This is a genomic window from Phaeobacter sp. CC-HEC084 (assembly GCF_059429255.1).
Genome location: NZ_JCAIJQ010000009.1, coordinates 1,022,380 through 1,040,885, shown reverse-complemented (window position 1 = coordinate 1,040,885; position 18,506 = coordinate 1,022,380). Strand labels below are relative to the sequence as shown.

The window sequence follows — 18,506 nt, the reverse complement described above, 5'->3', positions numbered from 1 at the left end:
GGCGTTTGGTGCTGATATTATGACCCATCGGCGCATTCACCTTGATTGGAGTCAATTCAATGACACGGGAATCAGACTATTCTGCCTATGATTTCCGCACCCGGGCGGAGCGGATCCGCTGCACCCGGTGTTTGTCTTATGACGCACAACCAAAGGTGTCCCATGGCCAAAACTCAATCTGAATCGAAAACCTCCGGCGGCTTTGATCAGGCGGCGCAGGCTCTGTTTTCCGCCAATCCTCTGCTGGGCCCGCAGGCGCATCAATTCTGGGAAGTCCAGGAAAAGATCCTGCAAGAGGCCGAACAATTTTCAAAACACTGGTTCGACCGCCGCCACACGGCGGCCCGCACCGCATTGCAGGCCACGGCAGAGCTGTTCGGCACTGCTCCGGTCGATCCGGGTGCGGCGGCCAAGGTGCTGCACGACTGGCAGATGCAATCCGCCGAGCGGGTGGCCGAAGACGTCCAGGAATGGGTCGATTTCTGCACCCGCAGTGCAGAATATGTCACCGCCGGTGAAGTCAGCGCCAACAAGGAAACGCTGGATTCGGTCTCCGCTGCGGTGGAGGATGCAGAGCACGGCCACGCAATTCCGGTGTGACCCGGCCGCCACCTGACATTTCCGGATGGGCAGTTTCCAGGTTGTCCCGCACCGCGTGACGGAGAGTGATATGGCACCGGTGACGGGCACAGCACCAGACGCCTTGCCTTTCGCCCTGCCTGCAGCGGATGTCGCTGCGGCGCTGGCCTGCGATCCGACCCGCGGCCTGAACGCCGCCGAAGTTGCCGCCCGCCGCGCCCGCCACGGCAGAAACCAGCTGCGGGCCCAAAAGCCGCAAAGCGCGCTGCTGCTTCTGGCGCATCAGTTCCGCAGCATCATCATCTGGCTGCTGGCCATGGCAGCCGGGCTGTCCTTTGCTTTCGGTGACATTCCAGAAGGTCTGGCGATCCTGGTGGTGATCCTGTTCAACGGCGCCATCGGGTTTTTCACCGAATTGCGCGCGGTCCGCTCGATGGAGGCATTGCTGCGCATTGCCGAGGTCAGGACGCTGGTGCGCCGCGACGGCAGAGTGCGCCGGATCGATGCCCGCGCGCTGGTTCCGGGAGATATCGTGATCCTCGATGCCGGAGACATCGTCACCGCCGATCTCCGTCTGCTTCAGGCCTCGAACCTGCAAAGCGATGAATCGATCCTGACCGGGGAATCCCTGCCCGTTTCCAAGAGTATCGACCCGGTCGCCCCGGAGGCCGGGATCCCGGACCGTCACAACATGGTGTTCAAGGGGACCGCGATCACCCGCGGAGCCGGAGAGGCCATCGTCGTGGCCACCGGAATGACAACCGAAATCGGCCAGATCAGTGCCCTGACAGAAACCGCCGAGGCCGAGATATCGCCACTGGAGCGGCGGCTGGACAGGCTCGGCCACCGGCTGGTCTGGCTGACGCTGGCTCTGGCCGCGTTGATGATCGCAGCGGGCGTTCTGCGCGGTCACGCGCTGATCGACATGATCCGCACCGGCACGGCGCTGGCGGTGGCGGCGGTGCCCGAAGGCCTGCCGATCGTCGCCACCCTCTGTCTGGCGCGCGGCATGTGGCGCATGGCGGCGCACAATGCGTTGATCACCCGGTTGTCCTCAGTAGAAACTCTGGGGGCAACGACGCTGATCCTCACTGATAAGACCGGCACACTGACAGAGAACAAAATGGCGGCGGTGCGCTACCTGTTCGAAGGCGCCGAGGTCCGGCCCGCGAAAAATGCCGCCGCACCGGCTGACGACCGCTTCGATCTGGCGCTGCGGATCGGGGTTCTGTGCAACAATGCCGAAACCGGCAATCCGGCCACCGGAGACAGCGCCAGCGGTGAGCCAATGGAGGTCGCACTGCTGCACGCCGCCCAAGCAGCCGCGATGACCCGTGCGGGGCTTGAGCAAGATTTTCCCCAGGTGGCCGAACACGCCTTTGACCCCGAGCACAAGATGATGGCCAGCGTCAACCGCGCCACGGACGGGGACCGGGGCGGGTTCATCTACGCCATCAAAGGCGCGCCCGAAGCGGTGATCGAAGCCTGCGACACTCACTTGCTGCCGGATGGTCCGGCGCCGCTGGATGGGCCAGCGCGGCAGGAATGGGCAGCCCGGCAAAGCGCCGCCGCGCGCGAGGGGCTGCGGCTGCTGGCGCTGGCAATCAAACACGCCGAAATACCCGACGAAAATCCCTATCAGGGCCTGACGCTGGTGGGGTTGGTGTGTTTCCTTGACCCGCTGCGCGCTGATGTGCCCGATGCGATCCGCGCCAGCCTGGCGGCCGGGGTGCGGGTCGCGATGATCACCGGCGATCATGCAGACACCGCGGCAACAATTGCGCGGGACGCCGGTTTAACTCTGGGCGACCTCACGGTGATCGAAGGCGATGACCTGCGGGATTTCGACCCTGATACAGCGGATTTCGCCTTGCGTGACAGGGTGCTGGCGGCAGATGTCTTTGCCCGTGTGGCGCCGGAAACGAAACTGACACTTGTGCGCCTGTTCCAGCAGGTCGGGCATGTGGTTGCCATGACCGGCGATGGCGTAAACGATGCCCCGGCGCTGAAGAAATCGGACATCGGCATCGCCATGGGCAAACGCGGTACACAGGTCGCGCGCGAGGCGGCCGATGTGGTGCTGAAAGACGATGCCTTCGGCACCCTGATTGAGGCCATGTGGCAGGGGCGGGTGATCTTTGACAATATCCGCAAATTCGTCGTCTACCTGATGTCCTGCAACGTCAGCGAGGTGCTGGTTGTCGGCCTCGCCGTCGGCGCCGGTCTGCCCGCACCGCTTCTGCCCTTGCAGATCCTGTTCCTGAACCTCGTGACCGATGTATTCCCGGCCTTTGCACTGGGGCTGGGCAAAGGAGACAGAGCGATCATGTCCCGGCCGCCCCGTGATCCCAAAGAACCCATCGCCGGACGGCCGGAATGGGCGTTGATCGGTGTTCTCAGCCTGCTGATCACCGGCGCGACACTGTCGGGGTTTGCTCTGGCGCTCTACTGGCTACGGCTTGAGACCGGGCAGGCGATCACGGTGGCCTTCGTGACACTGGCCCTGGCGCAGCTGTGGAATGTCTTCAATGTGCGGGGAGACAGCGGGCGGCAACTGGTCAACGACGTGACGGGGAACCCATACATTTGGGCAGCGCTGGCCCTGTGTGCTGGTCTGTTGGCACTGGCGTTGTGGCTGCCGTCGCTGTCGGCGCTGCTGGATCTTCCCGACCCCGGCCTGCCGGGATTGGGTCTGGCTGCAGCGCTCAGCCTGGTGCCGTTGATTGCCGGGCAAATCCTGCTTTTGTTCAACCTCACACCGGGACATGACCGCGAGCTGGGAACGCAGCCGTCAGGCCGGGCCAGCCTTCGGGGGCGCGACGTTGAACGCGGTTGATCTGCTGCTGGCCGGATCCGTGGTTTTCACAGCGGCCTTCCTGCGTGGTTATTCGGGGTTCGGTTTTTCGACTGTCCTGATGGCCGGACTGATCTTCTGGCTGCCTGCCAGCCAGATCGCGCCGATGTCCATCGCGCTTGAGATCATCGCATCTCTGGGACAATCGCGCAGCGTGCTCAGGGATGTGGAACGCCGCGCCCTTGCCTATCTGCTGCTGGCCGGGTTGATCGGCAATCCAATCGGGGTGGCACTGCTGGATCATGTACCGGATCAGGCGATGCGGATCGGCGTGCACGTCTTGATCATCGGCGCGGTTCTGACGCTGCTGCTGCGGCCCATCCGGCCCACAGTTCCAACCGCCATGGTTCTGTCCCTCGCCGGCTTCATTGCCGGTGTGGTCAATGGCGCCACTGCAATGAGCGGGCTGGTGCTGGGCCTGTTCTTCACCACAACCGCGATCAGTTCACGGGCTATGCGGGCGACAATGATCGCCTATTTCTTCTTCACTGATCTCTGGGCTGGCGCCCTTCTGACGGTCTCCGGCCACTACGGCGGGCAGATCCTGTGGCATATCGCGGCCGCCCTGCCCCTGCTGGTCATCGGTCTGTGGCTGGGCTCAAACTGTTTTGCCCGCTATGGCAGCCACGACAGGCGTTTTCGCCGCATCGTGCTGTGGCTGCTTCTGGCGCTGTGCCTTGTTGGTCTCGGCCGGGTCGTACTCTAATCAGGCCACCCGGGCCGCCAGATACTCCACCAGATGGTCGAAACTGTCCATCTGCGCATAATCCGCCTCTGGCATCTCCAGAGAGAACCGTTTGCCCAGCGCGGTGACGAGGTTCAGGAAATCGATTGAGTCGATGTCGAACTCATCGCGCAGATCGGCGCTGCGGTCGATGTCGTCCAGCGGGATATCGGGCGCAATCCGGGTCAACTCTTCGCCAAGGGCCTGTGCGATATCGGTACGGGTCATAGGGTTTCGGGCTCCTGTAGAAATCGGTCGATGGCGCGCAGGAACAGCGCGCCGCGATGGCCGTCGCTGACGCGGTGGTCTGCGGCCAGTGTCAGTGTTGCGATCTGGCGCGGCACCACCTTGCCATCCACCACCCAGGGGCGCAGCGCGGGCGTACCGATGCCGACGATGGCCACCTGTGGTGGGTAGATCACCCCAAACAGCCCGTCGATGCCGCGGTCCCCCAGACTGGTGAGGGTGATGGTGGCATCCGACAATTCGCGCGCCTTGAAGCGGCCCGCGCGCACCCGTCCGATCAGATCGCGCATCTGCGCCATCAACCCGTCGCGCTCCTGCGCGGCCACATCGAACAGCGCGGGCGCCACCAGCCCGCCACCGCGCAGCGCGATGGCAAGACCGATATGGGCCTCCTTGGCTGGGGTGAAGGTGCCACCTTCGAAATGGCCGTTGAACTCGGGGTATTTCTTCAGCGCCCGCGCCATGGCGCGCAGGTAGAACACCGGCGGTAGCACACGGTCCTCGGGCGCGCGGGTTTCGTTCATCTCAGTGATGAAGTCATCAAGCGTGGTCAGATCCACCTGATGGGTGAGGTAGAAATGCGGAATTTCCCGTTTGGAGCGCGACATCGCGGCGGCAATCGCCTGCCGCATGGCGCTGAGGCCGGTGTCCTGCGGCGCAGTCTTGCCGCCTGCCGTGATATGGGCGGCGACATCTGTGTGGCGGATCGGCTGGCCGGATGGCACCGAGATTGCACTGAGGTCCACACCCTTTTCAGCCGCCAAGCGTCGTGCCGCTGGAGAAGCGACAATGCGTGTACCGGTGGGAACAGATGGTGCCGGTTGCGGAGGCTCTGCGACCGCCCGGGGTTTGGGGTTTTCGGACTCTGGCACAGGCGCAGGTTCAGCAGTCCGCCCATCTGCTGTCTCCCCGGTATCGATCCGTGCCAGCGGCGTTCCTACGGGCACGCTCTCCCCGATGCCGACCAGCCATTCCGTCACCGTTCCGGTCTCATAGCACTCTATCTCGATGGCGCCTTTCTGGGTTTCCACCACGGCGATGATATCGCCGTGCGTGACGGGTTGGCCCACAGCCACCACCTGTTCCATCAGGGTGCCCGCCTCCATATCCGCCCCAAGCGAGGGCATGAGGAAATCGCTCATGGGTTCGCCCCCATCACCCGGCGAACGGTGGCGAGGATCTCTGCCACCTGCGGGATCGCCGCCTGTTCCAGATGCGCCGCATAGGGAATCGGTACCTCGGCGCTGCACACCCGGGCCAAGGGGGCGTCCAGATCCCAAAAGGCCTCTTCCGCCAGGATCATGCCAACCTCAGCGGCCAGGCTGCCGGTCTTCCAGCCCTCATCCACCATTACCGCGCGGCGGGTCTTGCGCACCGAGGACAGGATCGTCTCCCGGTCCAGGGGCCGCAGAGAGCGCAGGTCGATCACCTCGGCGTCGATGCCTTCCTGCGCCAGCGCCTCGGCCGCCTCCAGCGTCTTGAACAGGGATCCGCCATAGGTGATCAGCGAGATATCCGTGCCCGTCCGCCGGACCACGGCGCGGTCGATATCCACGGGACCAGCGTTTTCAGCCAGCTCCCCCTCGCGGTTATAAAGCATGACGTTTTCAAAGATCAGCACCGGGTCAGGATCGTTGAGTGCGGTCCAGAGCATGCCACGCGCGTCCTCCAGCGTCGCAGGCGCCAGCACCCGCAGGCCGGGGATATGGGCGTACCAGCCTTCCAAAGAGTGCGAATGCTGCGCCGCCAGCTGCCGCCCCGCGCCGGTGGCCATGCGGATCACCACCGGCACCCCGAACTGGTTGTTCGACATATGGCGGAAGGTGGCGGCGGTGTTGAGGATCTGGTCCAGCGCCAGCAGCGAGAAGTTGACCGTCATTACCTCGACAATGGGCCGCATCCCGGCAATGGCAGCGCCAATCCCGGCGCCAGTGAAGCCGGATTCCGACAGCGGCGTGTCGCGGATACGGTCCTCGCCGAACTGATCGAGCAGCCCCTTGGAGACCGCGTAGCAGCCGCCATAGCGCCCCACGTCCTCTCCCATCAGGAAGACGCGGGGATCGCGGGTCATGGCATCGATGATGCTCGCGCGCACTGCGGCGCGGTAGGTGGTGGTGACAGGTTTTCCGGGCGGCGCGACCTCGGGCGGCGCGGGCCGATCAGGCGACGTTACATATTTGGCGAGGTCCGCCACCGGCTCCTCTGTGCCACTCTCGGCAAAGGCGACGGCCTCGGCAATCTCGGCGTCAACCTCCTCGGTGATCTCATCCACTTCGCCCGCGCGCAGCAGATGATTTTCCTCGGCCCAGGTCTGGAACCGGACGATTGGCCCCTTGGCGCGCCAGTCGGCGACCTCCTCCTTGGGGCGGTAAAGCTGGGCATCGAACATGGAATGAGCGCGGAAACGGTAAGTGCGGCATTCCAGAAATTGCGGCTTGCCGGAGTCGGCGATGGCCTTCAGAGCCTTCCGCGCAGCGCCTTCAACTGCGACGATATCCATGCCATCCACAACGTGGCTGTCGATGCCATAGCTGGCGGCCTTGGCATGGATATCGGTTTGGGATTCCGATCGGTCCAGCGCCGTGCCCATGGCATAGCCGTTGTTTTCACAAACGAACAAAACCGGCAGATCCCAGAGCGCGGCAAGGTTCAGGCTTTCGTGGAACTCCCCTTCGGCCACCGCGCCTTCGCCAAAGAAACAGGCCGTGACGGCTTCGGCCCCCTGCATCCGGTCGGCCAGCGCAAGGCCAGCGGCCAGCGGCAAGCCACCGCCGACGATGGCATTGCCGCCGTAGAAATTGTGATCGCGGCTGAACATGTGCATCGAACCGCCCCGCCCCCCGGCGCAGCCTTCGGCCTTGCCGTACATTTCCGCCAGGACGCGGCCCATGGGCACCCCGCGCATCAGCGCATGACCGTGTTCGCGGTAGGTGGCGACCACCCGGTCCTGCGGGCTGAGCAGCGGGATGATGCCCGCCGCAACCGCTTCCTCCCCATCATAGAGATGCAGGAACCCACGGATCTTTTCGCGGGAGTAGAGTTCGGCGCATTTGTCCTCGAAATGGCGGATGCGGATCATCGCCTTCAGCAGCTCGCGGACATGGGCGTGATCTAGGCGGGGTTTCACATGGTCGATGCTCATGTCTCGTCGCTTTCCAGGGTTGAGATATCGCCCTCGGGCAGGCCCAGCTCGCGCGCCTTCAGAAGGCGGCGCATGATCTTGCCGCTGCGGGTCTTGGGTAGGTTCTTGCGAAAGGCGATCTCTTTCGGGGCGACCGCAGGCCCCAGCCGTTTGCGGGCGTGCCCCAGCAGATCAAGCCGCAGATCCTCATCCGGCTCATACCCCGGTTTCAGCGCCACATAGGCCTTCACCAGCTCACCCGCGGTTTCATCGGGAATGCCGATAACACCGACCTCGGCGACGGCCTCATGCTCCATCAGGGCGCTTTCGACCTCAAACGGGCCAATCAGATGCCCGGCGCTTTTAATCAGGTCATCAGCGCGGCCCACGAACCAGAAATACCCGTCCGCATCGCGCATCGCGAGGTCACCGGTCAGGTACCAGCCATCGCGGAAGCATTTGTCATAGCGCGCCTGTTCATGCAGGTAGCCACGCATCATCGACGGCCAGCCGGGACGCAGGGCCAGTTCTCCCATCGCCTGCGGCTCGGTCAGGGCGCGCAGAGAGTCTCCTTCCGGGTCCATTTCGACGATTCCCGCCTCGATCCCCGGCAGCGGCCTTCCCATGGAGCCGGGTTTCACATCCATCGCGGCATAATTGGCGATCATGATGCCGCCGGTTTCGGTCTGCCACCAATTGTCGTGGAACGGCTGACCAAAGGCCGTGTTTCCCCAGATCACCGCCTCGGGGTTCAGCGGCTCGCCGACGCTGGCCATGAACCGCAAGGCGGGGAAATCACGCCCCTGAAGCGCCTCAGTGCCAGCCTTCATCAGCATGCGGATGGCCGTTGGCGCTGTGTACCAGACGTTGACGCCCTCGCCTTCCAGAATGTCATACCAGCGAGCGACGTCAAACTCGGCCTCGTCCACGATCATCGAAACGCGGTTGGTCAGGGGCGCGACGATCCCGTAGGACGTGCCGGTAACCCAACCCGGATCGGCGGTGCACCAATAGGTATCGCCCGCCCGCAGATCCAGTGCGATGCGCCCGGTCCAGTTGTGGGCGACCACCGCCTGATGCACATGCACGACGCCCTTCGGCTTGCCCGTGGTGCCCGAAGTGAAATGCAAAAGGGCAGTGTCCTCGGGGTCCATGGCTTCGGTGGTGAACTCCTCCGAGGCATCCGCCATCAGGTCGGTCAGCGGCAGGGTATCCTCTGCCGCCTCATCAATGACAAAGACCTTCCGCAGATCCGGCAGATCCGGGCGCAGGGCTTTCACCTTGCGCTTATAAAGCCGCGCGGTGGTGATCAGCGCATTGGCACCGCCGATCTCAATCCGCGAGCGGATCGGCTCGGGACCGAATGCCGAAAACAGCGGACAGAAGGTGCAACCTGCCTTCAGCGTGCCAAGGGCGGCGATGTATAGCTCCGGCACCCGCCCCAGCAAGGCATAGACCCGATCACCCTTTTGCAGACCTTGGCTACGCAGCATATTGGCGAAGCGGTTGGTTTCCGTCTGTAGCGCGGCGTAGGTAAAATCCTGCTGAGAGCCCGATTTCGAAATCCAGCGCAGCGCCAGCTGCTCCCCATGGCCGGATGCCACGTGGCGGTCCACGGCCTCATGCGCGATGTTCATCCTGCCATCGGACAGCCCATCAATCAGCGCCTGCGCGTCGTTCCAGGAAAACCCGGCGCAGAGGGTATCGTAATCGGTCATATTGGCAGCGGCCCTGACGCTGTCCGGTTTTGTGATCGGCGCTGTCGCCATGATGATCCTCCCCTCCGCTTGCCGCGCCACGCCGGGGCGCGTCTTTGACAATCATAGGTGGCGGGATGGCCCGCGCAGATGACCAGGATCAAAGCGCGGCGCTTTTCCCTCCTTCTGGAAACGACCGGCGATAGGGGCACGGCGGGGCAAGCCCCGTCAAACCGATGCACTATGCCGTGTCGCTACCGCCGCGGAACGCCCAGTAGATCGCCGGGATCACCAGCAGTGTCAGCGCGGTAGAGGTCGCAAGACCAAACAAAAGCGAGATCCCAAGCCCCTGGAAGATTGGATCCACCAGGATGAAGGCCGCCCCCGACATCGCCGTGATCGCGGTGAGGAAGATCGGCAGGAAGCGCACGCCCCCCGCCGCCAGCAGCGCATCATGCAATGATCGCCCGTTGTCCTGTTCGCGGCGGATGAAATCCACCAAAAGGATCGAGTTCCGCACGATAATCCCGGCAAGGCTGATGAAACCGATCATCGATGTCGCCGTGAAGGGCGCATCCATCGCCCAGTGGCCCAGGGTGATCCCGATCAGAGTCAGCGGGATCGGCGTCATGATCACCAGCGGTAGCTTGAAGCTGCGGAACTGGCCGACGATCAGGAAATAGATCCCGATGAGCGCCGCACCAAAGGCTGCGCCCATATCGCGGAAGGTGACATAGGTGACCTCCCACTCGCCATCCCACAAAAGGATCGGATTGCTCTCATCCATCGGCTGACCGTAAAGGGTGACCTCGGGCTTCATCCCCTCGGGCCAATCGCGGGCGTCGATCTCCTCCTGCACCGCGATCATGCCGTAAATCGGCGCTTCGAACCGGCCCGCCAGATCGGCGGTGACCATCTCCAAATCCAGCCCGTTCTTGCGGAACACCGGCCATGAGCCCTGCTCGACCGAGACGCGTACCACCTCGCCCAGTTCCACGTTGCCCTCACCGATGCCGGCGGGACCACGGGCGGGCAAGGGTGTCGCCAGCAGCGCTTCGGTGACCTGACGGCGCTCCTCGCTCAGCTTCAGACTGATCGGGATGGGCCGCACCCCGCCGCCGCGCTGGGAATAACCAACAGTGGTGCCATGGAACAGCAGCGACAGTGTGTCATAGACCGCGCTTTGCTCCACCCCGTGGAAATCAAGGCTGGCCTGATCGATCTCGATCCGCAGCCGTTCGGGCGGGTGACCGAAACTGTCGTCCACATCGACGATGAAATCCACGTCCGTAAAGATCTCGCGCAGGCCGGTGGCCACCTCGCGGCGGGTTTCAGGATCGGGGCCATAGACCTCGGCCAGCAGCGTCGCCAGAACCGGCGGTCCGGGCGGCACCTCGACCACCTTGACCGATGTGCCTGCGGGCAGATCCACCTCGGCCAGCCGCGCGCGCAGGTCCAGCGCGATGGCATGGCTTTGGCGATCACGCTCTTCCGAGTCGGCCAGGTTGATCTGCAGGTCGCCCAGTTCCGGGTTCTGCCGCACGAAGTAATGCCGTACGAGGCCGTTGAAGTTGAACGGCGCCGCAGTACCTGCATAGGCTTGGATGCTTTCGATCTCGGGGATTTCGGCAGCCGCCTGCGACAGTGCGAACAGGGCGCGCTCGGTGTCTTCCAGTGTCGCGCCTTCCTGCAGATCGACGATCACCTGCACTTCGGACTTGTCATCAAAGGGCAGAAGTTTCACGACCACCGACTGGGTGCCGAACAGGGTGACCGAGGCCCCGGTGGCCACGAAGACGAGGATCAGGAAAATGGCCGCGCCGCTGCGGCTGGCCAGCAAAGGCCGGGCAATGGCGCGATAGATGCGGGCCATGCGGGAATCCTCGCCGTGACCATCCTCTGCCCCATGAGCCGCAACAGCGCCCGGTTTCCGCCGCTGAAGCCGCAGCATGATCCAAGGGGCAAAGATCACCGCCACGAAAAAGCTGAGGATCATCGCCGCCGAGGCATTGGTGGGAATGGGACTCATGTAGGGGCCCATCATGCCGGAGACAAACAGCATCGGCAGCAAGGCAAAGACGATGGTGAGCGTCGCGATGATGGTCGGATTCCCCACCTCGGCTACCCCGCGCAGGGCGACCTTGGTCTTGTCGCCATTGGGATCCAGCCGCCAATGGCGGGCAATGTTTTCCACCACCACGATGGCGTCATCGACCAGGATCCCGATCGAGAAGATCAGCGCGAAGAGCGACACCCGGTTGATGGTGAACCCCATCAGGTAGGAGGCGGCAAAGGTCATCAGGATGGTGGCGGGAATGATGATCAGCGTCACCACCCCTTCACGCCAGCCGATGAAGACCACGATCATCAGGAAGATCGACACGCTGGCCCCCGCAAGGTGCGAGAACAGCTCGTCCGATTTCTTCTGCGCCGTCTCACCGTAGTTGCGGGTGACCTCAACCTCCAGCGCATCGGGCAGGAAATCGCGTTCGGCAATCTCCAGCCGCTGCAGCAGTTCCTTGGCCACGTTGACAGCATTGGCGCCTTCACGCTTGGCAAAGGCAAGCGAGACCGCCGGTCGTGGTGTGGCCTCTCCAGGGTGCAGGGTCCAGGCGCGGTTGTCCGCATCGGCGGGCGCAATGCTGACGCGGGCGACGTCCTTTACGTAGACAGGGCGTCCGTCACGGGTGGTGACCAGCAAAAGGCCGAGATCGGGCTGGCCAACCAGGCTCTGCCCGCTCAGCAAATCGCGGGAGGCGCCGGTCTGGCGCACCCGGCCCAACAACTCAGACCGGTTGGCATTGCGCACCTTCTCGGCCAATTGCTCCAGCGTCACGCCGTAAAGGGCAAGCGCCGCCGTGTCCGGCTCCACCCGGATTTCCGTGCGGCTGTCACCAACGATATAGGTGCGGCCCACGTCCTCAGCCTTGGACAGTTCCGACATCAGCTGCGAGGCGACTTCGCCCAGGTTTGCCCTGTCCCACCGCTCTGCCTCATCGGGCGGCAGATCCGCGCGCGGGGCGAGTGACAGAACCAGAATAGCGACGTCGTTGACCCCGCGCCCGATGATCAGAGGCTCCGGGATGCCGATGGGCAGTTGGTCGAAATTGGCTCGGATTTCGGAATGAACGCGGAGGATGGCGTCATCCTCGGGAACGCCCACCTCGAACCGGGCGGTGGCCATGATACGGTCGTCAAAGCTCTGGCTGTAGACATGTTCGACGCCGGGCAGGCGCTGCAGCAGTGCCTCGATCGGTTTGGCGACAAGCTCCACCGCGTCATCGGCGGCCAACCCGTTGGCCTGGATGAAGACATCCACCATGGGCACCGAGATCTGCGGCTCTTCCTCGCGCGGCAGCAGCAGCAGGGCCACAAACCCCAGAATCAGAGCCGCAATCAGCAGCAGCGGCGTCAGCGGTGAGTTGATAAAGGCGCGTGAAATGGAACCCGCAATGCCCAGCGATTCCCCGGCCCCGTCATCGGTGCGCGCGTCGGTGTTGGGTGTCGAGCTCATTGCTGCGCCGCCTCATAGGGGGTCAGCCGGTCGCCGGGTTTCAGCCCCGCCAGAACCTCGATCCCGCCATCGACACGCACGCCAGGCTGCACCACCACTTCGGCATCGCTGTCGAGCCGGGCAAAGGTGACACCGTGGCGCTGCTGCAGATACCCTTCGGGCACCACTATGGCGGGGCGCTGGCCGGTGGCGATCAGCAGCCGCACCCGTTCCCCGACAAAAAAATCGCCCAGCCCTTCGGCCTCCACATCGACCACGACCTGCCCGGCTACCAGCTCGGGATATATCTTGGCGACGCGTCCGTCGCTTTGCACCTCGGTGTTGGTCAGCGCGCCGCGCGCCAGAATGCGCACGGTTTCACCGGTTTCCAGATAGCGGGCGTGGCGTTCTGGCAATTCGGTGCGCAGCACGAAATTCTCGGTGGCGATGGTGGCGATGGTTTCGCCGGGATTGACGAACATGCCATCCACCACCGGCACGCTGAGGATCCGACCCGCTTCGGGCGCCAGCACAATCCCCTCGGCCTGACGCGCCTGCAACAGATCCCGCTGGGCCTGCTGGGCGGCCAGATTTTCCTCGGCCACGTTCAGCGCCGTCTGCGCCTGATCCACCGCCGTCTTGGGCGAAGCGCCCCGCTCGCGCAATTCCAGAGCGCGGGTCAAATCGATCCGCGCAAGGGCGATCTGCGCCTCCAGCGCCCGGATGCCGGCCTCGACCCCGGCGATCTCAAGCGCCAGTTTTTCATCGACGATCCGCGCCAGGGTCTCGCCGCTTGCGACGCTGTCGCCTTCCTCCGCGCTCAGCTCGTACAGGTTGCCGGACAGGCGGGCGCGGGCAAGGGCGCGTTTCACGCTTTCGACCTTGCCGAACACAGGCCGCCAGTCAGAGACCTCGGTCATCTCAACATCAAAAGCCTGCGCATGGACCCCGTTTGAGGCCAGCAGGCAGATCACCGGCAGCAAGGCACGCAGTGATGAAATTCGGAGCGGCAAGGCTCGGGGCGAAAAGCGCATATTCGTTCCTCTTCAGGGCTTGGGGTCGCGCAACATGACTGGTTCCGCACCGAAAGCTTTGGCCGACACATTCGCAGGGCGAAATGTATCGGGCTTTGACCTAGCTCAACCAACCATCCCAAAGGTTGCATGAAAAACAAAGCTTTTGATCGTGGAAACCTCGACAATTGCGCCCTGATGGGGCCGATCCGGGGGCGTTCCCCCGTTGAAACCCAAACTTGATCCTTTCCAAATCGCCTTTGACATACGCTCACTCATTCCATTGCGTCATGAATTGAGCTTGCATACTCATTGGAAATCCGCCCCCATCTGGAGGATAACCCCAACCGGACACTGACATGAGGACATCAGATGGATCGCGCCCAGATCGTGCATCAGAATTTTCTGGACCGGGTTGCAGCCGGACAGTTGCCAGCCGGAGCTTCACCGCGCAGCGGGCTTGCCCCCGATACAGCCGTCGCGGTCTACCGCGCCCAGGTGCTGAGCCGGGCGCTGGATCTGACCAGCCGCGCCATGCAGAAGGCCGGTGAGGGGTTCTATACCATCGGATCCTCGGGACACGAAGGCATGGCTGCCGTTGCCCGCGCCCTCCGCGCCGATGACATGGCCTTCCTCCATTACCGCGACGCCGCCTTCCAGATTGCCCGCGCCGATCAGGTGCCGGGGCAGCGCATCGCCTGGGACATGCTGCTGTCCTTTGCCTGTTCTTCCGAGGATCCCACCTCGGGCGGACGGCACAAGGTTCTGGGCTCCAAGGCACTGATGATCCCGCCGCAGACCTCCACCATCGCCAGCCACCTGCCCAAGGCGGTCGGTGCCGCCTATTCAGTGGGTGCGGCCCGGCGCCATCGCCCGGAACACCAGCTGCTGGCCGATGACAGCATCGTCATGTGTTCCTTTGGCGATGCCTCGGCCAACCATTCCACCGCGCAGGGCGCGATCAACACGGCGGGCTGGACCTCGGTGCAGTCGATCCCGCTGCCGCTTCTGTTCGTCTGCGAGGATAACGGGATCGGCATTTCCACCAAGACGCCCACCGGCTGGATCGAAGCGTCGATGGCAGGGCGGCCCGGTATCAAGTATTTCAAGACCGACGGGCTGGATCTTTACGAGGCCTACGCCACTGCGCTGGAGGCCGCCGAATACGTGCGGACGCGGCGCAAGCCCGCCTTCCTGCACCTGCGCACCGTGCGTCTTTATGGCCATGCGGGCGCCGATGTGCCCACCACCTATCTGGCAAAGTCCGAGGTTGAAGCCGACGAGGCGAACGATCCGCTGCTGCACTCCGTGCGCCTTCTGGCCGAGGCAGGCGCGCTGGAGCCGCAGGAGGCGTTGAAGATCTATAACGACACCTGCGACCGCGTGGAACGCATCCGGACCGAGGTCGTCACCCGCCCGCATCTGAAGACCGGCGCCGATGTGGCCGCCAGCCTGATCCCGCCCGCGCGGATCTGCGCGCCGACCAATGGCGTGCCACCGGAAAAACGCGCCGAGACCTTTGGCAGCGACATGCGCGCCATGGACGAGCCGCAGCCGATGTCCCGCCTGATCAACTGGGCACTAACCGATCTGATGCTGGAGCATGGCGAAATCGTCATGATGGGCGAGGACGTGGGCCGCAAGGGCGGCGTCTATGGCGTAACGCAGAAGCTGCACCAGCGGTTCGGCCCCGACCGGATGATCGATACGCTCTTGGATGAACAATCCATCCTTGGGCTGGCCATAGGCATGGGCCACAACGGCTTCCTGCCGATGCCAGAGATCCAGTTCCTCGCCTATCTGCACAACGCCGAGGACCAGATCCGCGGCGAGGCGGCGACGCTACCGTTCTTTTCGAACGGGCAGTTCTCGAACCCGATGGTGCTGCGCATTGCCGGGCTTGGCTATCAAAAGGGTTTTGGCGGGCATTTCCACAACGACAACTCCTTGGCCGTGCTGCGCGACATCCCGGGGATCGTGATCGCCTGCCCCTCGGACGGGGCCGAGGCCGCGATGATGATGCGCGAAGCAGTTCGCCTTGCCCGCGAGGAGCAGCGGGTCGTGGTCTTTGTCGAACCTATCGCACTTTATCCCATGCGCGACCTGCATGAGGCCAAGGACGGCGGCTGGATGCGGAGCTACCCTGCCCCGGATCAGCGGATCGCACTAGGAGAGGTCGGCATCGACGGCACCGGCACCGATCTGGCCATCGTGACCTATGGCAACGGGCGGTATCTTTCGACCCAAGCCAGGGCCGAGCTGGAAGCCAAAGGCATCAAGACCCGCATCATCGATCTGCGCTGGCTGGCGCCGCTCCCGGCGGAGGCGCTGCTGGAGGCGACCAAGGGCTGCAAACACGTACTGATCGTCGATGAATGCCGCACCACCGGCAGCCAGTCCGAAGGGTTGATGGCGCTGTTCACCGAAAACGGCGTCACGTCGCTCGCCCGCCATGCAGCAGGCGATTGCTTTATCGCGACCGGGCCCGCCTATGCGGCCACTCTGCCGTCCAAGGATAGCATTCTGGCCGCCGCGCTGGACCTGACCGGAGGTGCAAAATGACCCGCAAGGCCGTACTGATCTGCCCCGGACGGGGCACCTACAACAAACCCGAACTCGGTTACCTGCACCGCCACCATGGCGACAAGGCCGCGCTGTTTGCGGGCTTTGACGCCCAGCGCAGCGCCGCAGGGCAGGAAGAGGTTACCGCGCTGGACGGGGCCACCCGGTTCTCGGTCTCGAAATACTCCCGCGGAGATATCGCATCGCCGCTGATCTATGCTGCTTCGCTGGCAGATGCGCAGTCTCTGGCGAAGGATATCGAGGTTGTCGCGGTCACAGGCAATTCCATGGGCTGGTACATTGCCCTGGCCGCCGCCGGGGCGCTCAGCGCCGAGGACGGCTTTACCGTGGTCAACACCATGGGCACGCTGATGCAGGAGCAATTGATCGGCGGGCAGCTGGTCTATCCTTTCGCAGGTGCTGACTGGCAGAACGATCCCGCCCGCAAGGCTGACCTGCTTGCGATCGTGGCCGATATCAACGCGCGTGCTGGTCACGATCTGGCCCTGTCCATTGATCTGGGCGGTATGCTGGTCTTGGCCGGGAACGAAGCGGGCCTGTCAGCCTTTGAGGCTGCCGTGCCGGTGGTCGAGGAGCGGTTCCCCATGCGCCTGGCCAATCACGCGGCCTTCCATACCTCCCTTCAAGCCCCCGTCGCTGCCGAGGGGCGCAAACGTCTGGCCGCAGGCATGTTCAGCCAGCCCAAAGTGCCGCTCATTGATGGGCGCGGTCATGTCTGGTGGCCCGGCGCCACCGATACGCAGGCGCTGTGGGATTACACGCTCGGCCATCAGGTGGTGGAGCCTTATGATTTCACCCGCGCGGTGCAGAACGCGGCGCTGGAGTTTGCGCCGGATCTCTTCATCGTTACCGGCCCCGGCACCACGCTGGGCGGCGCGGTGGCGCAATCGCTGGTGCACGCGGGCTGGCAGGGTATGAGTGGCAAGGCTGATTTCAAGGCACAGCAGGCCAAGGCGCCCTCCCTGATCTCCATGGGCGATGATGCGCAGCGCGCGATTGTCACGGGTTAGGGTCTAATCAGCCCTGCGAACAGGCCCGTGATCGGCGGCGCATTGGCTATGATCGCCAAGCGCCGTCAGCACCTTGCAGTGACCGCCATTGCCTCCGTCACACAGATGGGAAATACGTTCCAACTCGCTCGCCAGTTGCTGCAACCGTGCAATGCGGGCGCGCACCTGATCAAGCTGCGCGCGGGCGATGCGGTTGGCCTCGGCGCAATCTTCGCCCAGCTCCCCGTCCAGCGCCATCAGCACCTTGATATCCTCTAGCGCAAAGCCAAGGTCGCGGGCGTGTTTGATAAAGCCCAGCGCCTCCAGCCCCTCCTGACCATAGCGGCGCTGATTGCCCGCATTGCGCCCGGCAGGTGGCAGCAGGCCGATCTCCTCGTAATAGCGAATGGTGGGCACCTTAACCCCTGTGGCCTTGGATAGCGCGCCGATGGAAAACATCGTGGACCCCTCTTGAACCTCTAGTGACTAGAGCCATTAGGTTGAGCTCGAATCGGAACAAAGGACAAGGGCAATGGCAGGATGTTGCGGGCATGAGGCGCGGTTCGACGGGGTTTCGGCCGCCTATAAACGGCGCCTCTGGGTCGTGATCGCGATCAACGCGGGCATGTTCGCGGTGGAGATGGGCGCGGGCCAGATGGCAGGCAGTCAGGCGCTAAAAGCGGACGCGTTGGATTTCCTCGGCGATGCGCTGACTTACGGGATCTCACTCGCCGTCATCGGTGCCAGCTTGCGCACCCGCGCGCTGGCTGCGCTGGCAAAGGGGATCAGCCTCTTGATGATGGGGATCTGGGTGTTCGGATCGACCGTCTACCACGTTTTTGTGCTGGGCGTGCCGCAGGCCGAGGTGATGGGCGTCATCGGGTTCATGGCCCTGGCGGCCAATGTGACCTCTGTCCTCTTGCTGGCGGCCTATAAGGACGGAGATGCCAATGTGCGCTCGGTCTGGCTGTGTTCGCGTAATGATGCCATCGGCAATGTGGCGGTGATGATCGCGGCGCTGGGGGTCTGGGGGACGGCCACTGGCTGGCCGGATCTGATCGTGGCCGGGATCATGGCCGGGCTGTTCCTGAATTCCGCCTGGCAGATCCTGGTGCAGGCCATTCAGGAACGCCGCGAAGATCTGGCGCACCAGCATTAGGGGAGTGCGCACCGCCCGGTCGCCAGACCGGGCCGCGCCGACCCGCCC

General features: G+C 63.9%; 13 protein-coding genes. 6 read left to right on the top strand and 7 right to left on the bottom strand.

The features are described 5' to 3' along the window. Nucleotides 1–162 precede the first annotated feature (162 nt). The 3 genes from AC5SSZ_RS22105 to AC5SSZ_RS22095 all read left to right on the top strand — a co-directional run bounded on the left by AC5SSZ_RS22105 (nucleotide 163) and on the right by AC5SSZ_RS22095 (nucleotide 4,139). Nucleotides 163–600 carry a hypothetical protein gene (locus AC5SSZ_RS22105; RefSeq protein WP_065271946.1) on the top strand — a complete coding sequence of 146 codons (438 nt, stop codon included), beginning with the start codon at nucleotides 163–165 and terminating at the stop codon, nucleotides 598–600. Nucleotides 601–670: 70 nt separating this feature from the next. Beyond that, nucleotides 671–3,415, top strand: a complete 2,745-nt coding sequence (locus AC5SSZ_RS22100; protein WP_495440106.1) for a cation-translocating P-type ATPase — start codon at nucleotides 671–673, stop codon at nucleotides 3,413–3,415. After that, nucleotides 3,402–4,139 carry a TSUP family transporter gene (locus AC5SSZ_RS22095; RefSeq protein WP_495440104.1) on the top strand — a complete coding sequence of 246 codons (738 nt, stop codon included), beginning with the start codon at nucleotides 3,402–3,404 and terminating at the stop codon, nucleotides 4,137–4,139. Before AC5SSZ_RS22100 ends, AC5SSZ_RS22095 begins: the two co-directional genes overlap by 14 nt. Here AC5SSZ_RS22095 and AC5SSZ_RS22090 read toward each other — a convergent pair whose 3' ends face one another. The 6 genes from AC5SSZ_RS22090 to AC5SSZ_RS22065 all read right to left on the bottom strand — a co-directional run bounded on the left by AC5SSZ_RS22090 (nucleotide 4,140) and on the right by AC5SSZ_RS22065 (nucleotide 13,748). Beyond that, the gene (locus AC5SSZ_RS22090; RefSeq protein ID WP_495440102.1) at nucleotides 4,140–4,385 is read right to left on the bottom strand and encodes an acyl carrier protein; all 246 of its coding nucleotides are present in this window, start codon (nucleotides 4,383–4,385) and stop codon (nucleotides 4,140–4,142) included. Continuing rightward, the gene (locus AC5SSZ_RS22085; RefSeq protein WP_495440100.1) at nucleotides 4,382–5,545 is read right to left on the bottom strand and encodes a dihydrolipoamide acetyltransferase family protein; all 1,164 of its coding nucleotides are present in this window, start codon (nucleotides 5,543–5,545) and stop codon (nucleotides 4,382–4,384) included. The genes AC5SSZ_RS22090 and AC5SSZ_RS22085 overlap by 4 nt, the downstream gene beginning before the upstream one ends. Further along, complete coding sequence (pdhA, locus tag AC5SSZ_RS22080) at nucleotides 5,542–7,545, bottom strand: pyruvate dehydrogenase (acetyl-transferring) E1 component subunit alpha (protein WP_495440098.1); 2,004 nt, start codon at nucleotides 7,543–7,545, stop codon at nucleotides 5,542–5,544. Before pdhA ends, AC5SSZ_RS22085 begins: the two co-directional genes overlap by 4 nt. Continuing rightward, nucleotides 7,542–9,293, bottom strand: a complete 1,752-nt coding sequence (gene acsA / locus AC5SSZ_RS22075; protein WP_495440096.1) for an acetate--CoA ligase — start codon at nucleotides 9,291–9,293, stop codon at nucleotides 7,542–7,544. The genes pdhA and acsA overlap by 4 nt, the downstream gene beginning before the upstream one ends. Before the next feature lie 169 nt (nucleotides 9,294–9,462). Then, complete coding sequence (locus tag AC5SSZ_RS22070) at nucleotides 9,463–12,735, bottom strand: efflux RND transporter permease subunit (protein WP_495440094.1); 3,273 nt, start codon at nucleotides 12,733–12,735, stop codon at nucleotides 9,463–9,465. Continuing rightward, nucleotides 12,732–13,748, bottom strand: a complete 1,017-nt coding sequence (locus AC5SSZ_RS22065; protein WP_082996059.1) for an efflux RND transporter periplasmic adaptor subunit — start codon at nucleotides 13,746–13,748, stop codon at nucleotides 12,732–12,734. The genes AC5SSZ_RS22070 and AC5SSZ_RS22065 overlap by 4 nt, the downstream gene beginning before the upstream one ends. A 351-nt stretch (nucleotides 13,749–14,099) precedes the next feature. Between AC5SSZ_RS22065 and AC5SSZ_RS22060 the strand changes: the two genes are divergently transcribed. Both AC5SSZ_RS22060 and AC5SSZ_RS22055 read left to right on the top strand, forming a co-directional pair. Further along, entirely contained in the window at nucleotides 14,100–16,289 is a 2,190-nt protein-coding gene (locus AC5SSZ_RS22060; RefSeq protein WP_495440093.1) for a thiamine pyrophosphate-dependent enzyme, read from the top strand. Beyond that, nucleotides 16,286–17,320, top strand: a complete 1,035-nt coding sequence (locus tag AC5SSZ_RS22055; RefSeq protein ID WP_495440092.1) for an ACP S-malonyltransferase — start codon at nucleotides 16,286–16,288, stop codon at nucleotides 17,318–17,320. Before AC5SSZ_RS22060 ends, AC5SSZ_RS22055 begins: the two co-directional genes overlap by 4 nt. A gap of 3 nt (nucleotides 17,321–17,323) precedes the next feature. Here the strand turns inward: AC5SSZ_RS22055 and AC5SSZ_RS22050 are convergent, their stop codons facing one another. Next, nucleotides 17,324–17,758 (bottom strand): MerR family transcriptional regulator, encoded by a 435-nt coding sequence (locus AC5SSZ_RS22050; protein ID WP_274835189.1) that lies wholly within the window; start codon nucleotides 17,756–17,758, stop codon nucleotides 17,324–17,326. 73 nt (nucleotides 17,759–17,831) lie between these two features. On the opposite strand from AC5SSZ_RS22050, the gene AC5SSZ_RS22045 reads away from it, so the two are divergent. Continuing rightward, a complete protein-coding gene (locus tag AC5SSZ_RS22045; RefSeq protein WP_495440090.1) occupies nucleotides 17,832–18,458 on the top strand; it encodes a cation efflux transmembrane domain-containing protein in 627 nt (208 codons plus the stop codon). Nucleotides 18,459–18,506: the final 48 nt, after the last annotated feature.

Coding starts and splice junctions, on each gene's coding strand:
- AC5SSZ_RS22105 (WP_065271946.1), top strand. CDS start 163: ATGGCCAAAACTCAATCTGAATCGAAAACCTCCGGCGGCTTTGATCAG.
- AC5SSZ_RS22100 (WP_495440106.1), top strand. CDS start 671: ATGGCACCGGTGACGGGCACAGCACCAGACGCCTTGCCTTTCGCCCTG.
- AC5SSZ_RS22090 (WP_495440102.1), bottom strand. CDS start 4,385: ATGACCCGTACCGATATCGCACAGGCCCTTGGCGAAGAGTTGACCCGG.
- AC5SSZ_RS22085 (WP_495440100.1), bottom strand. CDS start 5,545: ATGAGCGATTTCCTCATGCCCTCGCTTGGGGCGGATATGGAGGCGGGC.
- pdhA (WP_495440098.1), bottom strand. CDS start 7,545: ATGAGCATCGACCATGTGAAACCCCGCCTAGATCACGCCCATGTCCGC.
- acsA (WP_495440096.1), bottom strand. CDS start 9,293: ATGGCGACAGCGCCGATCACAAAACCGGACAGCGTCAGGGCCGCTGCC.
- AC5SSZ_RS22070 (WP_495440094.1), bottom strand. CDS start 12,735: ATGAGCTCGACACCCAACACCGACGCGCGCACCGATGACGGGGCCGGG.
- AC5SSZ_RS22065 (WP_082996059.1), bottom strand. CDS start 13,748: ATGCGCTTTTCGCCCCGAGCCTTGCCGCTCCGAATTTCATCACTGCGT.
- AC5SSZ_RS22060 (WP_495440093.1), top strand. CDS start 14,100: ATGGATCGCGCCCAGATCGTGCATCAGAATTTTCTGGACCGGGTTGCA.
- AC5SSZ_RS22055 (WP_495440092.1), top strand. CDS start 16,286: ATGACCCGCAAGGCCGTACTGATCTGCCCCGGACGGGGCACCTACAAC.
- AC5SSZ_RS22050 (WP_274835189.1), bottom strand. CDS start 17,758: ATGTTTTCCATCGGCGCGCTATCCAAGGCCACAGGGGTTAAGGTGCCC.
- AC5SSZ_RS22045 (WP_495440090.1), top strand. CDS start 17,832: ATGGCAGGATGTTGCGGGCATGAGGCGCGGTTCGACGGGGTTTCGGCC.